Origin of the sequence: Trueperella bernardiae (assembly GCF_001469025.1) — a bacterium.
Taxonomy (GTDB): Bacteria; Actinomycetota; Actinomycetes; order Actinomycetales; family Actinomycetaceae; genus Trueperella; species Trueperella bernardiae.
This window is the reverse complement of record NZ_LNIZ01000003.1, coordinates 134,403-146,879: the sequence shown is the minus strand read 5'-3', so window position 1 is coordinate 146,879 and position 12,477 is coordinate 134,403. Positions and strand designations below refer to the sequence as shown.

Sequence of the window (12,477 nt, the reverse complement as noted above, 5' to 3'; positions counted from 1 at the left end):
CCTTCGTGTTCACTCACGCCAGCAGTCCCTTCTTCTCTTCGACGGGGATCGCAGCAAGTGCGGCCTGCTCGGCCTTGCGCGCGATCTCCTTACGGTGTTCGCCGATCGGGCGGCCCTCAACGTGGTGCTTGCGCAGCTCGAAGATGGCGTTGATCAGCATCTCCGGGCGCGGCGGGCAGCCTGGCAGGTACACGTCCACCGGCACGAGGTGGTCGATGCCCTGCAAGATGGCGTAGTTGTTGAACATGCCGCCCGAGGAGGCGCACACGCCCATCGAGATGACCCACTTGGGCTCGGCGAGCTCGTCATAAATGTTGCGCACAACCGGGGCCATCTTGTGACTCACACGGCCGGAGACCAGCATGAGGTCTGCGTGACGCGGCGAGGCGCGGAAGACCTCCATGCCGATTCGCGAGGCGTCGTAGCGCACGGCACCGAACGACATCATCTCAATAGCGCAGCAGGCAAGGCCCATGGTGACGGGCCAAAGCGAACGGGCCTGCGCCCAGCCGCCGACGGCCTCGATACCCGTGAGGAGCTTGCCGGATGCCTTTTCTTCAATTCCCATTTATTTCACTCCCACTCCAGGCCGCCACGACGCCATTCGTAAATGAACGGGACGGTGATGAGGAAAACAAAGACGCCAATCGAGATGACACCCGCCAGCCCGAGGTAGCCGGCCGAGACCGCCCACGGGTAGAGGAAGACCACCTCGATGTCGAAAATAATGAAGGTCATGGCCGTCAAGAAGTACTTGATCGGGAAGCGGCCCTCGTGCCCCGCGTTCGGGGTGGCTTCAAGGCCGCACTCGTAGTTCGCGACCTTGACGCGGTTGTAGCGCTTGGGGCCAATGATTGCCGACACCAAAAGGCCGGCAACCGCGACCACGCCACCGGCAATGATCATCACGAGAAGCGGAACATACGAATACATCAGTCCTCCACATGTTCTTTCATCTTCGAAAAGTGGGCGCTCATGTGTGCACCACTTCTCACTTTACAGTTTTGCCCACGAAAAAATGTGCTCATGCGCGCGGCACCGCCTTCGACAGCGCCGTGATGAGACGATCCATCCAATCCCCGTCGTGGCGATCATATGAATCGGACAGGAGCTTCATCACCAGGGTCATGAGCGTGGAGCGCGGCAGGCCGTACTTGACGCACAGGTGCATGATCTCAGGGCGCTCGATGAGCGCGGCGAAGACCCGTCCCAACGTGTAGTAGCCGCCGAGCTCGGCGCCCAGCTGGCGCGGGTATTCGGCCATCACCCGGTCTTGGGCACCGAGAGGGCCGTGGGTCAGGGCCTGGGCGATCGAGTCGGCGGCCAGGCGGCCCGCCAGTAGCGCGGGCCCGATGCCCTCTCCATTGAAGGGCGAGACCATGCCGCCCGCGTCGCCCACCAGCACCAGCCCGCTCGCGTAGTGCGGCTTGCGGTTGAACGCCATGGGCAGCGCGGCGCCGCGGATCGGGCCGCGCTGGGTGTCGGCGTTCATCTGCCACTCCTCGGGGGTGTTGGCCAGCCACTGCTGGAAGACCTTGCGGTGATCGACGCCAGTGGCCTTCGCGGTGGACGACAGGGAGCCGAGCCCCACGTTGATGAGCCCGTCCCCCACGGCGAACGCCCACGCGTAGCCGGGCAGTTGCTCGGATTCACCGGGCTTGCCCGCCCACAGCTCCAGCCAGGACTCCATCATGTCGGTGCTGGCCAGCGGGGATTCGAAGTAGGTGCGGTAGGCCACGCCCATCGGGCGCATCATGTCCTTCTCCCGCCCCACCGCGATTGACAGCCGCGCGGCCACTCCCCCGGCGTCGACCACGAAGCGGGCGGAGAAGGTCATCTCCTTCTTGCGGTCGGCACTCGAGCGGGCGGTGACGCCCACGACGCGGCCGGAGGGCTCGTGGATGAGCGGGCCGGTGACCGTGACGCCCTCGCGCAGGCGGGCCCCGGAGGCCACGGCGTGGCGGATGAGCATGTGGTCGAAGTCCACGCGCCGGTTGGCGCTCCCCCACGAAGGCATGGAGGCCAGCTCGGGCCAGGGTACCTCGATCATGTGGCCGGCGCCATACGCGCGCACGCCGTAGTTGCGCACCCAGCCCTCCTCCTCGGGCAGGGAGATGCCCATGCGGATGAGTTCTGACACCGCGCGCGGGGTCAGCCCGTCGCCACAGATCTTGTCACGCGGGAAGGTTGCCTTTTCCAGCACGAGCACGTCGATACCGTTTTGTGCGAGGTAGTGTGCGGTGGCTGCTCCGGCAGGACCACCGCCGACGACGATCACGTCAGCATGCTCCCTCATAGCCACCACCTTTCGCCGGCGAGCACGAAATCTCGCCATAACGGCCCAAGTCTACGCAACTGTTAGGGGCTTGAAAAATTATGGTGCGGGTATTAACAGCACAGTTGACTTGCGCAAATAGGTGGCCCATCAACGCTCGATCGGCTTGGTCGCACGATGCAAGGCCACGACCCCGTTCGACAGGTTGCGATACTCCACTTCGCTCCACCCGGCCTCTTGGATCCGCTTCGCAAAAACCTCCTGGCGCGGCCAGGACAGGATCGACTCCACGAGGTAGTCGTAGGCCTCGGCGTCGGACGAAACCGCGAAGGCGATGGTGGGCAGCACGTCGGCCAGGAAGAAGCGGTAGGCGCGGCGGAAGGGCGCGAAGGTGGGCCGTGAAAATTCGGTCACCACGAGCTTGCCGCCCGGCTTCGTCACGCGCAACATCTCGCGCAGAGCCTTATCCGGATCGTTGACGTTGCGAAGTCCGTAAGAAATGGTGGTGACGTCGAAGGAATCGTCCTCGAACGGCAGGTTCGTGGCGTCGGCCTGGACGAACTTCAGTTCGGGGTGACGCAGGCGCCCCTTCTCCATCATTCCCTCGGAGATGTCGGAGGCGACGACGTCGGCCCCCGCGGTTGCATACGTGACCGACGAGGAGCCCGTGCCTGCGGCGATGTCGAGGATAGACATGCCGGGGCCGGGCGCGATCGCCTCACGGGTGGCGACTCTCCACACGTCGATGAGGCCGAAGGTGAGGATGAAGTTGGTGCGGTCGTATTTGGAGGACACCTGGTCAAACATCGCTGCGACGTCCGCCGGGACCTTCTCCAGAGTGGCTCGTTTCATGAATGCATTTAACCATCTTGGCACGTAAGATCGTTATTCGTGTTTACCATTCCACACCTGCGAGCCCAGACAACCGCCCTGCCTACGCCCCCGGTTTTGACCGAGCTCATGCCCGCGTCGGCTGGCGCGCTCGCGTGGCTGAAGGACGGGCGCGGCTTCATTGCCGCAGGCGAGGCCGCCCGTTACGACCACGGGCGCGACGGGGCGGGCACCCGCTTCGCGCTCGCCTCGCAGTGGTGGATCGAGGTGGTGCAGGCCGCAGAGATTCGTGACACGCTTCTCCGCCCCGGCACCGGGCTTGTGAGCATGGGCTCGTTCGCCTTCGCCGCCGATTCGCCCGTCGGTTCTGCGCTCATCGTGCCCCAAGTGGTGGTGGGATTCGACGGAGAGGTCGGTTGGCTAACCTTCATCGGCCCCGCCGACCTTGACGTCTTCGACACCCTCACCCCGGATGCCCTGGCGCTGGTGGACGCCGCGCTTCGGCCGTCGTCGGGAAGCTACGCCAGCCACGGGAAGGTGCGCGCCGACGACGTCGATGTGGCGGTTTACCGCGACAAGGTGACGCGGATCCAGGAGCGGATCGCGGCGGGGAGCGTGCGCAAGGTGGTGCTGGCGCGCGAGCTGCAGGTGGAGGCCGAACGCGAGATCGACGAACGCTACGTGGTGGCACGGCTGGCGGCGGCCTACCCGCAGTGCTGGACGTTCGCGGTGGACGGACTGGTGGGGGCCACCCCGGAGCTGCTGGCCGCGGGCACGGGGCGCGAGGTGGAGGTCAAGGTGCTGGCCGGCACGCTCCCCCGCGGCGAGGCGGACGTGCAGGCGCTGCTGGATTCGGCGAAGGACGCCTGCGAGCACCGGCTGGCCGTGGAGTCCGTGGTGGAGAAGCTGGAAAAGCTCGGCCGGGTGGAGGTGGCGCCCACCGAGGTGCTCACCCTGCCCAACGTGTTGCACCTGGCCACACAGGTGCGGGCGGAGTTGGAGATTGAGGCGACGTCGTTGCAGGTGGCGGGCGCGCTTCACCCGACGGCGGCGCTCGGCGGCACGCCCACGTTGCGCGCGCTCGACACGATCGCAGAAATAGAAGGTATCGACCGCGACCGCTATGGCGCGCCCGTGGGGTGGATGGACACCCGCGGGGGCGAATGGTGCATCGCGCTGCGCTGCGCCCGGATCGAGGGGCGGCAGGCAATCGCGTGGGCCGGCGGCGGCATCATGGCCGACTCCGACCCGGACGCCGAATACGCCGAGACGGAAGCGAAGCTTGCTCCCGTGCTCGGCGCACTCGGAGGGTAAGGCCCTGTGGGCGGTAGCCGCGGCTGCCGCAGGGCGGGACGTTAGTTCTGGTCGGCGCGGGTGGCGAGCGTGACGTCCACGTTCACCAACTCCCCGTTGCGGGCCACGAGCAGGGTGACGACGTCGCCGGAACTGAACTGACGCACGTAACCCGTGAGCGCGAGCGCCGAGGCGACATCGCGGTCGCCGATCTTGAGGATCACGTCGCCCTCCTGCAGGTTCGCCTCCGCGGCCGGCGTGCCGGGCTCCACCCGGCCGATCTTTGCACCCTTCCAGTTCGTGCCGTCAGCCTGGCCGACGCCGTCGACAATGCTCACGCCCAGGAATGCGTGCTCGGCCACGCCGTTGTTGATCAGCTGATTGGCGATGGTCTTGGCGAGATTGATCGGGATCGCGAAGCCCAGGCCGATCGAGCCGGACTGGCTGGACTCGCTCCCGGACAGGGTGGCGATCGAGGAGGCGACGCCGATCACCGCGCCGCTCGAATCGAAGACCGGGCCGCCCGAGTTGCCGGGGTTGACCGCCGCGTCGATCTGGACAGCGTTCGTCACCACGCGCGTAGCCGACGCCGGGCTGGACTCGCTGACGGTCTGGACCGGGCGGTCGAGGGCGGAGATGATGCCGGTGGTCATGGTCGAAGACAGGCCGAGCGGGTTGCCGATCGCGGCCACGGGCTGGCCAACCTTGAGGGCCGAGGAGTCACCGAAGCGGGCCACGGTGAGGTCCTTCGGCGGGTTGACCAGTTTGATGACCGCGAGGTCGGTCGCCGCGTCAGTGCCGACGATCTCCGCCTGGTAGACCCGGGAATCGGAGAGCGTGACGTAGACCTGGTCCGCGCCCGAGACCACGTGGTCGTTCGTAATGATGTGGCCGTCTTCGTCAATAATGAAGCCCGATCCGGCAGTGTCACCCTTCGCGCCACTCACGTTAATCGAGACCACCGCGTTGCTAACCGCTGCAGCCACCGCCTGCCAGTCCGTGCCATCCACGTTCGAGACCGTCTCGGTTACTCCCGACGTTGTCGACGTCGGCATCGCCGCCGGGCGGGCCGTACCCCACCGTGCCGACACCACACCCACTCCGATTGATCCACCCAGCAGTGAGGCGATGAGGCCTACCGCGATGAGGGCCATCCAACCCGGGCCGCGGCGGCGCTTCTTCGCCGGCTGAGGTGTGGCCCACGCAGGGGCCTGGCCGGAGCCGGGTTGGCCGGGGTGGCCCGGCTGGTTCGGGTTGCCGGGCTGGCCTGGCTGCGGGCCGTAGCCCGACGGGCCGTTCGGGCTGGCGAAACCGCCGGCCACAGGCAACGGCTGGGTGGGCCGGGTCGGCTGCAACGGCTGCGTCGGATGGCTCGAGCCGGCGGGCTGGCTGAGCTGCGCCTGCGGAGCCGGTTGTCCCGACTGTGTAGGCCGCGCCGCCTGGCCGGCCTGCCCCTGAGAAACCGTCTGCGCCGGCTGTTCTGCCGGGCGGGGCACTCCTGCCTCCGAGCTGCGATACACCTTGGGGTGCTCGGGAGCTCCCGGGACGACGCCGGCACCGGCACCCGGCACGCGCTCCGGGTTATTCGGCACCTGGTCAGATACCGGAGCTGGCATGGGCGAGGGACGCTGGTCTGCCGCCGGCGTCGGGCGGAAAGTCGGGGCGGCGTCATGCGTCTGCTCGGCGGACGCCGGGCCCTCCTCTGCCCGTGCCGGGCGCTCCTCCTGCGCCGGCATCGTGGGCGCCGGGCCCTCCTCGTGCGACGATGCCGCGGGCGCCGACTCCGTGCGCGCTCCGCTCTCATCCTCGACCGGGGTCTCAGCCAGGGTCTGCGCCGGCGATATTTCAGGTTTACCTGCTACCGGGTTCGCGCCCTGGGGGGCCGATGTTTCGTCGGCGGGGCCGCGTTCCTCATGCTCGTTCATTCGTTCTCCTTTCCAACGCCGGGATGCCGGCTATAGGAACAGATTCCATCTTTAATCTTTTCAAAGAGTGAAGAATTCCTGAAACTTGGCTGGGAGTTCCGGCCCGGGCGCGCCTCCGCGCCGGCTCGTCCGTAGACAACAGGTAAACCTGAGAAGTCTCGTCAGTAAAACGCCCCTTCCGGCCCCAGACTCACCAGTTACCCACACCGGCCGCCGGCTGGACCCAGCCACTAAATCACAGAGCACCTTGCCACCAAAGCACATAGCATATTGCCACCAAACCACAGAGCACCTTGCCACCAATCAACAGAAATGCCTAGACGCCCAAGCGAATAGTACCTAGGATGACCTGCATGAGCGCTATTATCCCAAGGAATTCAGCACCCCTCCTCCGGCAGCTGACGGATCATTTCCCGGCTGTCGAGGTTCTGGGTGCACGGCAGGTGGGAAAGTCGACGCTCACCCAGCAGGTTTCCGAGGAGTTGGCGTCAGCCGGCACGTCAGTTGCGAGCTTCACGATGGACGACCCGGAAACTCGAAGCGTCGCTCTCGATGATCCCAGGGGTTTTCTTGCTCAGAACCCCGGCGGCATGCTGGTCATTGACGAGTTTCAACGGGTGCCCGAGCTCATTCTCTCGCTGAAGGCCGAGATCGATCGCTGCCGCAGACCCGGCCGCTTTCTGATTACTGGTAGCTCTCAGCTGACGACGGGTACTGCCGCCGCGGACAGCCTGGCCGGCCGAGTGGCCAGCTTGCAGATGCGCGGCTTTAGCCAGGGAGAGCTGAGCGGCATGCGGGATGACTTCGTTTCGCGCACGCTCGGCAGGCTCAACCCCGCAGGCGAGACCTCGCCGCTGACCCGTAGCGATTACGTCGACGCGATATCCCGCGGCTCCATGCCAGAAGCGCAACACCTTCCAGAGCGGATGAGACAAACGTGGATGAGGTCGTACACCACCCGCGTGACCTCACGGGATATCCAGGACCTATCGAAGATCCAGCGCCCAGAGCAGGTGATGGCGTTGCTTCGCACGCTTTCTGCTGTGCAAGGATCGGAGGTGGTTATCGGCCGTTTGGCCAATGAGCTCAGCATTCCGGCAAGCACTGCCGCGCAGTACCTGCGCCTGCTCGAAGGGCTGTTCCTCGTGGACCTCTTGCCGCCGTGGACACCCAATCTGCTCAAGCGTGAGGTGGGCCGCCACAAGGTCGTCATCAGCGACCCCGGCCTTGGCATGTGGCTCACCGGCGCAAAACCGGCCACGCTCAAGGACCTCGTTCGAGGCCAGGCGTTCGGCGGGATGCTGGAGGCATTCGTGGCAAGCGAGTTGCTTCGCCAGAAGACCTGGTCCTCGGAGGAATGGGAGCTCTTCCACTACCGCAGCCCGGACGGCCGCGAAATCGACCTGGTCATTGAACTCGACGACGGCCGCGTCATCGCCTTGGAAGTCAAGGCAGCGTCCTCTGTTGGGACTGTCGATTACAAGCACCTGACGTGGTTGCGTGATCAGCTGGGCGAGCGCTTCATCGCCGGATATGTCCTCACCACAGACAGCCGCGGGCGTCTCCTCGGCGATCGCCTCGCCGCACTCCCCGTCGCCTCCCTCTGGGGCTAGATTGCCCGGCGGATTACCGGCGCCCGGGCCGGCGCCGGGCACCCAGTTCCAGGGCCCCTCCGACAGAACTCGTGAAAATACCGGCTACCGATTCCCATAGGCACCAGGTCGATCTCAGATTCACGATTTACGCCGGGCACACCCGGAGCCAGGCGCGAACGAGACCCGCCGGGCCAGATTATCGGCGGCGTTTGCCGGCCAGACACCGCCTCCTCCTAGCCGGCCATCCGCCTAACTCCCCAGTGCGGCGAGCACTCGCTCGGCCAGGCCCTGGCGGGCGGCACGTTCGGCGGCCATGGGCACGCGCCCGGCGTCGATGTGCACGATCCGCACCCCGAACTGCCCTGCCAGCGCCTCCCGCAGCTCCGCCATCTCCCGCACGCGCACGTATTGCGCCCCCACGGCCCGCGCGAACGCCTCCACGTCCAGGCGCTTCTCGGTGCGGAACACTCGATCGTAGGCCTCTTCGGGCCCGGCCCCGTATTCGAGCGTGGAGAACAGCGAGCCGCCGTGATCGTCGATGACGACGACGTCGAGCCTCGGCCCGGCCTGCCTCGCGGTGGCCACGAGCGAGGTGGCGTCGTGGATGAAGGCGAGGTCGCCGACCACCACACGGGTGGGCTGACCCGTGGCGAGCGCGGTGCCGATGGCGGTGGACATCGTGCCGTCGATGCCGGCAAGCCCCCGGTTGGCGTACAGCGGCCCGGCCGGCGCACGCCCATAGAGGTTGACCTCGCGGATGATGGTGGACGCGGCCAGGTGGGTGGGCACCGGCGATTCGGTGAGGGACCGCGCGATCGCCGGCGTCGACATCCCGGCCTCCGCCAGCGCTTCCTCGATCGCCACCTCGGCGCAATGGGAGGCCTCCTGCCACTCGGCCAGCCACAAATCAGGCGAGCCCGCCACGAGCCCGGGCACGTCGGCAAGCTCCACGACCTCCGCGATCCCGGCCACGTCCGTGTAACCGACGGCCTCGTCCACAGCGTAGACCTCGCCGGCGGAAAGCAAGACTGACACGTCGCGCGTGAGGGTGGGATGCCCAAGCACCACCACTCGCTCGATCCGCTCCCCCAGCCCAGTGCGCAACAGGAGCGGGTGGGCGGCCACGGCGTTCGGGTGCCCACGCAGCTCGGAGGTCGGCTCGGCGAGGATCGGCACCCCGCCCAGGTCTGGCAGCTCCCGCGCGTACAGCGGGTTCGACCTACTCGACGGCCCGGCAACGACGACCGTCCGCCGACCAGCGCCCAGGCCCTCGCCCACACCGCCCTCGCCAAGGTCACCCGCGCCCGCGCGCCCGCAGTCCTCGGCAACGCTCTCCCACGGCCCGCCCGGCATGAGCGGTTCGCGGAAGGCCACGTTGATGAGCACAGGCCCGGCCTGGCGCGTCGCAGCCCGGGCTGCCCGCACCACCTGCCCGCGTAGGGCCGGCGCGTCGGCCGCGATCTCGGCCACGAAGCGCACGGAGCCCTCGAGCACGCCGCGGTGGTCGGCGGTCTGGGAGGCCCGCACGCCTCGCCGCTCGTGCGGCCGGTCCGCGGCGAGCACGATGAGCGGCACGCCCGCATACCGCGCCTCCTCCACCGCCGGGTGCAGGTTCGCAACGGCCGAGCCCGACGTCGTGACCACCGCCGCCACCTGCCCCGCGAGCCCCGAGCCCAGGGCCACGAAGCCTGCCACCCGCTCGTCGGTCTCCACGTGGAGCTCGACCACGCCGGCGGCCTCGGCGTCCGCGAGCGCGTACGCGAGCGGTGCCGACCGCGATCCGGGGCACAGCACGAAGCGCCGCACCCCCTGGCGTACCAGTTCGGCCACGATCTCGCGCGCCATCCGCGTTGACGCCTCTACCTGCTCGTTCACGCTAGCCCTCCCATGAATTCGTATTCGCCGCGCACATGCCCTGCCCCCTCGGCCACCTCCCACATCTGTGCTAGCCGCCGTTCCCAGGCGCAGGCCAACTCGGCCCCCACGGGTAGGCTGCGCGCCGGGTCGGGAACGACGTCGCGCACCGCGATCTGCCCGCCCTTGGGCGCGAGCGGCTCGGCCACGACGTCGTCCACGAAGAGCCGCGTGGTGGCAAGCCCGCAGGCGTGCGGCAGCTCGGGCAGGGCGGCGGCGAAGGCGAGTCCGGCGCGCAGGCCCACCGAGCTTTCGAGCGCAGAGGAGACAACCACCGGCATGGCGAGCGCCTCGGCGAGCGCAAGCGCGGCGCGCACGCCCCCAAGCGGCTGGTTCTTGAGGACGGCCACGTCGGCGGCCTCGCGGCGCACCACCTCGAGGGGGTCGGCGCCGCGGCGGATGGATTCGTCGGCGGCGATTGGCACGTCCACGCGCCGGCGCACCTTCGCCAAATCCTCCACGCCAGGGCAGGGCTGCTCGACGTATTCGAGTCTCCCGGCGGCACGGTCCATCTGCCGGATCTGGGCTACGGCCGTGTCAACGTCCCACGCAGCATTCGCGTCCACCCGGATCTTCGCCGCCGGTTGCGCGGCCCGCACGGCCTCCAACCGCGCCAGGTCCTCGGCAAGCGCGCCCGCGTGATCAGCGATCTTCACCTTGAACGTGGCGCAGCTCGACGCCGCGGCCAACGCGTAGGCTACCTCCGCATCCACTGCCGGGATGGTCTCGTTGACCGGCACGGCGCCGCGCAACGGGGCGGGCAGCCCGGCCGCGGCCTCGACACCGGCGGCCAGCCAGCGAGCCGACTCCACGGCGTCGTAATCCCAAAACGGGCTCACCTCGCCCCAGTGCTCGCCCTTGACGAGCAGCCCGTCGCGCTCAGTGAGGCGCCGGAAGCGGTTTTTGAGCGCAAGGCGGTAGACGTAGAACTTCACCGTTCCACCATAAGGCACAATGGTGGCATGACTATCACTGCCCTGCCCCACAAGGTTTCCGACATCTTCGACCCGCGTCGCTGGCGCGCCGTGCCCGGCTTCCCCGACGCCGACATCACCTACCACCGCGGCGTCGAGCGCGTGTACGACGACGACCGCCCCGTTGCCGAGCGCGACCTCCCGGTTGCCCGCATCGCTTTCAACCGGCCACAGGTGCGCAACGCGTTCCGGCCCGAGACGGTCGACCAGCTCTACCGCGCGATCGACCACGCGCGGCTGTCGGGAGAGGTGGGCACGGTGATCCTCACGGGCAACGGCCCGAGCCCGAAGGACGGCGGTTGGGCATTTTGCTCCGGTGGCGACCAGCGCATTCGCGGCCGGGACGGCTACAAGTATGGCGGGGAGGACGACGCCGCGGCCAACGCCGCCACCCGGGCCGAGACCTCACACGCCGGGCGCCTGCACATCCTCGAGGTCCAGCGCCTCATGCGCACTTCGGGCATGATCTTCATCGGCGCGATCAGCGGTTGGGCCACGGGCGGCGGGCACTCGCTCAACGTGCTGTGCGACCTCTCACTTGCCTCGATTGAGCACGCGCGTTTCATGCAGGTGGACGCCAACGTCGGCTCCTTCGACGGCGGTTACGGCGCCGCGCTCCTTGCCCGGCAGGTGGGTGACAAGCGCGCCCGCGAGATCTTCTTCCTCGCCCGCGAGTACTCGGCTCACGACGCCGAACGCTGGGGCGTGGTCAACGAGGCGGTCCCCCACGCCGAGCTGGAGGACAAGGCGCTCGAGTACGCCCGCATCATGTCCACGAAGTCCCCGCAGGCCCTGCGCATGCTGAAGTTCGCCTTCAACCTCGCCGACGACGGGCTGGCCGGCCAGCAGGTCTTCGCCGGGGAAGCCACCCGTCTGGCCTACATGACGGCAGAAGCGCAGGAGGGGCGTGATGCCTTCCTGGAGAAGCGGGCCCCGGACTGGTCGAGCTTCCCGTTTTATGCGTGAGCCGCTACGGTTCTCGCAGGCGCGACGTTTGCCAACCGCAGGAGCGTAGGATCGCCATCACGAGCAGGCCAACCGTTGCCAGCGGAAGCAGGTAGGTGACGAGGGGGTAAGAGATCTCTCTTGCGAGGGACTGGCCGATCGCCCCGTTCGCCTGCGCCACATAGTTCCACAGCATGTGCCCGACCACGAGAGGGCTCACCATCGCCGTCGTGCGGAAGAAGGCCACCGCGAAAACTGACAGTGGAAGGAAGCCGAGCAGGATGGCCAGCGACCCGTGGTGCAGGTGGATGACGCCGCGTACCAGTGCCGACACGGCAAGGATGAAACCCCAGCCGCGCCCGTAACGGCGCGAGAGCAGTGCAATGATGCCAACGTTCGCGAGCTCCTCCGCGCCGCCCACGATGATTGGGCTAAGGAAAGCGAGGGTGGGGCTAAAGCCTGCGTAGTTCCCTGCTCTCGAATCCCCAGCCCCCTCCCCGGCGCATCGCGAGGTAGACTGCCGCAGCACAGAGGAACCAGAGGACGTGAGCAACGATCGCGACCGGCGTGCCCGTCACCAGGGCGTTCGACACGAGCCACGGCGTCTCATCCCCGACCCGCGGCGAGACATAGTAGACGACGTTATCGACGACGAGCGCCGCCGTGGGCACGAGTGCGACCACCGCGGCAGCCAGTACGCTCCAAGATCGGTTCGTCATGTCGCA

Annotated in this window: 12 protein-coding genes; 3 read left to right on the top strand and 9 right to left on the bottom strand. The window is 67.6% G+C overall.

Going from position 1 to position 12,477, the window contains the following annotated elements:
- Positions 1–13 precede the first annotated feature (13 nt).
- From AQZ59_RS04040 to AQZ59_RS04025, 4 genes are all read right to left on the bottom strand, one after another.
- A complete protein-coding gene (locus AQZ59_RS04040; protein WP_062613381.1) occupies positions 14–568 on the bottom strand; it encodes an NADH-quinone oxidoreductase subunit B in 555 nt (184 codons plus the stop codon).
- A 5-nt stretch (positions 569–573) separates the two neighbouring features.
- Complete coding sequence (ndhC, locus tag AQZ59_RS04035) at positions 574–933, bottom strand: NADH-quinone oxidoreductase subunit A (RefSeq protein WP_062613379.1); 360 nt, start codon at positions 931–933, stop codon at positions 574–576.
- A 91-nt stretch (positions 934–1,024) separates the two neighbouring features.
- A complete protein-coding gene (locus AQZ59_RS04030; protein WP_062613377.1) occupies positions 1,025–2,296 on the bottom strand; it encodes a geranylgeranyl reductase family protein in 1,272 nt (423 codons plus the stop codon).
- Between the two features lie 129 nt (positions 2,297–2,425).
- A complete protein-coding gene (locus AQZ59_RS04025; RefSeq protein ID WP_062613375.1) occupies positions 2,426–3,127 on the bottom strand; it encodes a class I SAM-dependent methyltransferase in 702 nt (233 codons plus the stop codon).
- 39 nt (positions 3,128–3,166) lie between these two features.
- Between AQZ59_RS04025 and AQZ59_RS04020 the strand changes: the two genes are divergently transcribed.
- Complete coding sequence (locus tag AQZ59_RS04020; protein ID WP_068538653.1) at positions 3,167–4,420, top strand: isochorismate synthase; 1,254 nt, start codon at positions 3,167–3,169, stop codon at positions 4,418–4,420.
- A 41-nt stretch (positions 4,421–4,461) separates the two neighbouring features.
- Here AQZ59_RS04020 and AQZ59_RS04015 read toward each other — a convergent pair whose 3' ends face one another.
- Positions 4,462–6,324: a S1C family serine protease gene (locus AQZ59_RS04015; protein ID WP_062613372.1), complete on the bottom strand. Its 1,863-nt coding sequence runs from the start codon at positions 6,322–6,324 to the stop codon at positions 4,462–4,464.
- A gap of 353 nt (positions 6,325–6,677) precedes the next feature.
- Between AQZ59_RS04015 and AQZ59_RS04010 the strand changes: the two genes are divergently transcribed.
- Positions 6,678–7,937: an ATP-binding protein gene (locus tag AQZ59_RS04010; protein ID WP_062613370.1), complete on the top strand. Its 1,260-nt coding sequence runs from the start codon at positions 6,678–6,680 to the stop codon at positions 7,935–7,937.
- A gap of 231 nt (positions 7,938–8,168) precedes the next feature.
- Here AQZ59_RS04010 and menD read toward each other — a convergent pair whose 3' ends face one another.
- Both menD and AQZ59_RS04000 read right to left on the bottom strand, forming a co-directional pair.
- The gene (menD, locus tag AQZ59_RS04005) at positions 8,169–9,794 is read right to left on the bottom strand and encodes a 2-succinyl-5-enolpyruvyl-6-hydroxy-3-cyclohexene-1-carboxylic-acid synthase (RefSeq protein WP_070445912.1); all 1,626 of its coding nucleotides are present in this window, start codon (positions 9,792–9,794) and stop codon (positions 8,169–8,171) included.
- On the bottom strand, positions 9,791–10,768 hold the full coding sequence (locus tag AQZ59_RS04000; RefSeq protein WP_062613366.1) for an o-succinylbenzoate synthase: 978 nt from the start codon (positions 10,766–10,768) through the stop codon (positions 9,791–9,793). The genes menD and AQZ59_RS04000 overlap by 4 nt, the downstream gene beginning before the upstream one ends.
- A 27-nt stretch (positions 10,769–10,795) precedes the next feature.
- Here AQZ59_RS04000 and AQZ59_RS03995 point away from each other — a divergent pair, with 27 nt between their 5' ends.
- Positions 10,796–11,773: a 1,4-dihydroxy-2-naphthoyl-CoA synthase gene (locus AQZ59_RS03995; RefSeq protein WP_082661138.1), complete on the top strand. Its 978-nt coding sequence runs from the start codon at positions 10,796–10,798 to the stop codon at positions 11,771–11,773.
- Between the two features lie 4 nt (positions 11,774–11,777).
- Here AQZ59_RS03995 and AQZ59_RS03990 read toward each other — a convergent pair whose 3' ends face one another.
- Positions 11,778–12,281 carry a CPBP family intramembrane glutamic endopeptidase gene (locus tag AQZ59_RS03990; protein WP_256359272.1) on the bottom strand — a complete coding sequence of 168 codons (504 nt, stop codon included), beginning with the start codon at positions 12,279–12,281 and terminating at the stop codon, positions 11,778–11,780.
- Positions 12,205–12,471, bottom strand: a complete 267-nt coding sequence (locus AQZ59_RS03985) for a hypothetical protein (RefSeq protein ID WP_143601983.1) — start codon at positions 12,469–12,471, stop codon at positions 12,205–12,207. The genes AQZ59_RS03990 and AQZ59_RS03985 overlap by 77 nt, the downstream gene beginning before the upstream one ends.
- Positions 12,472–12,477: the final 6 nt, after the last annotated feature.

What these genes read in the sequence shown, in the direction of transcription:
- AQZ59_RS04030 (WP_062613377.1), bottom strand. Translation starts at nt 2,296, where the DNA reads ATGAGGGAGCATGCTGACGTGATCGTCGTCGGCGGTGGTCCTGCCGGA.
- AQZ59_RS03995 (WP_082661138.1), top strand. Translation starts at nt 10,796, where the DNA reads ATGACTATCACTGCCCTGCCCCACAAGGTTTCCGACATCTTCGACCCG.
- AQZ59_RS04015 (WP_062613372.1), bottom strand. Translation starts at nt 6,324, where the DNA reads ATGAACGAGCATGAGGAACGCGGCCCCGCCGACGAAACATCGGCCCCC.
- AQZ59_RS03985 (WP_143601983.1), bottom strand. Translation starts at nt 12,471, where the DNA reads ATGACGAACCGATCTTGGAGCGTACTGGCTGCCGCGGTGGTCGCACTC.
- ndhC (WP_062613379.1), bottom strand. Translation starts at nt 933, where the DNA reads ATGTATTCGTATGTTCCGCTTCTCGTGATGATCATTGCCGGTGGCGTG.
- AQZ59_RS04040 (WP_062613381.1), bottom strand. Translation starts at nt 568, where the DNA reads ATGGGAATTGAAGAAAAGGCATCCGGCAAGCTCCTCACGGGTATCGAG.
- AQZ59_RS04025 (WP_062613375.1), bottom strand. Translation starts at nt 3,127, where the DNA reads ATGAAACGAGCCACTCTGGAGAAGGTCCCGGCGGACGTCGCAGCGATG.
- AQZ59_RS04010 (WP_062613370.1), top strand. Translation starts at nt 6,678, where the DNA reads ATGAGCGCTATTATCCCAAGGAATTCAGCACCCCTCCTCCGGCAGCTG.